At 54.9% G+C, this 1,844-nt stretch carries 1 rRNA gene; it reads right to left on the reverse strand.

Going from position 1 to position 1,844, the window contains the following annotated elements:
• Positions 1–8: 8 nt before the first annotated feature.
• Positions 9–1,844 (reverse strand): 23S ribosomal RNA (locus L5G32_RS19085); the annotation flags it as partial.

Consider the following 1,844-nt stretch of genomic DNA (forward strand, 5'->3'; position numbering starts at 1 on the left):
TGAGTGTTGTTAGTAAGTCCTCGGCCTATTAGTACCAGTCACCTGAACACATTACTGTGCGTACAGTTCTGGCCTATCAACCCCATGATCTGTAGGGGGCCTTACCCACCCGAGGGTGGTGAGAAACCTCATCTTGGAACAGGCTTCCCGCTTAGATGCTTTCAGCGGTTATCCCTTCCGAACGTAGCTAACCAGCAGTGCCCTTGGTAGGACAACTGGCACACCAGAGGTTCGTCCGTCCCGGTCCTCTCGTACTAGGGACAGGTTTCCTCAAGTTTCTAATCGCGCGCGGCGGATAGAGACCGAACTGTCTCACGACGTTCTAAACCCAGCTCGCGTGCCGCTTTAATGGGCGAACAGCCCAACCCTTGGGACCTACTCCAGCCCCAGGATGCGACGAGCCGACATCGAGGTGCCAAACCATCCCGTCGATATGGACTCTTGGGGAAGATCAGCCTGTTATCCCCGGGGTACCTTTTATCCGTTGAGCGACACCGCTTCCACTTGCCGGTGCCGGATCACTAGTCCCGACTTTCGTCCCTGCTCGACATGTACGTCTCACAGTCAAGCTCCCTTGTGCACTTACACTCAACACCTGATTGCCATCCAGGCTGAGGGAACCTTTGGGCGCCTCCGTTACACTTTAGGAGGCAACCGCCCCAGTTAAACTACCCACCAGGCACTGTCCCTGAACCCGATCAGGGTCCGAGGTTAGAAGCCCAATACGATCAGAGTGGTATTTCAACAACGACTCCACCACCACTAGCGTGATAGCTTCACAGTCTCCCACCTATCCTACACAAACCGTACCGAACACCAATACCAAGCTATAGTGAAGGTCCCGGGGTCTTTTCGTCCTGCCGCGCGAAACGAGCATCTTTACTCGTACTGCAATTTCGCCGAGCCTGTGGTTGAGACAGCAGAGAAGTCGTTACGCCATTCGTGCAGGTCGGAACTTACCCGACAAGGAATTTCGCTACCTTAGGATGGTTATAGTTACCACCGCCGTTTACTGGGGCTTAAATTCTCAGCTTCACCACACAAGGCGGTTAACCGGTCCTCTTAACCTTCCAGCACCGGGCAGGCGTCAGTCCGTATACATCGTCTTACGACTTCGCACGGACCTGTGTTTTTAGTAAACAGTCGCTTCTCTCTGGTCTCTGCGACCACCACCAGCTCAGAGTGCAAGACTCATCACCGGCCGTGGTCCCCCTTCTCCCGAAGTTACGGGGGTAATTTGCCGAGTTCCTTAACCACAGTTATCTCGATCGCCTTAGTATTCTCTACCTGACCACCTGTGTCGGTTTGGGGTACGGGCCATGCACCAACTCACTAGAGGCTTTTCTCGGCAGCATAGGATCACTGAATTCACCACAACGGCTACGCATCACCTCTCAAGCTCTATAAGACACGGATTTACCTATGCCTCGCTCTACAGGCTTACACCAGTACAACCACTGACTGGCCCAGCTACCTTCCTGCGTCACCCCATCGCTTGACTACTACACCCAAGGTCCCACGCAGCCACCACCAGCTGGCTCCCGAAGGAGCCAAACAGTGGCTTTTGGGTGGTTAGTACAGATGATTCGCCATTGGACGCGGATGCACGGGTACGGGAATATCAACCCGTTGTCCATCGACTACGCCTGTCGGCCTCGCCTTAGGTCCCGACTCACCCTGGGCGGATTAACCTGGCCCAGGAACCCTTGGTCATTCGGCGGACAAGTTTCTCACTTGTCTTTCGCTACTCATGCCTGCATTCTCACTCCCACACCCTCCACACCTAGATCACTCCGGCGCTTCCACGGATGCAGGACGCTCCCCTACCCACCCACACCACTAGA

This window comes from Gordonia zhenghanii (genome assembly GCF_021738965.1).
Lineage (GTDB): Bacteria > Actinomycetota > Actinomycetes > Mycobacteriales > Mycobacteriaceae > Gordonia > Gordonia zhenghanii.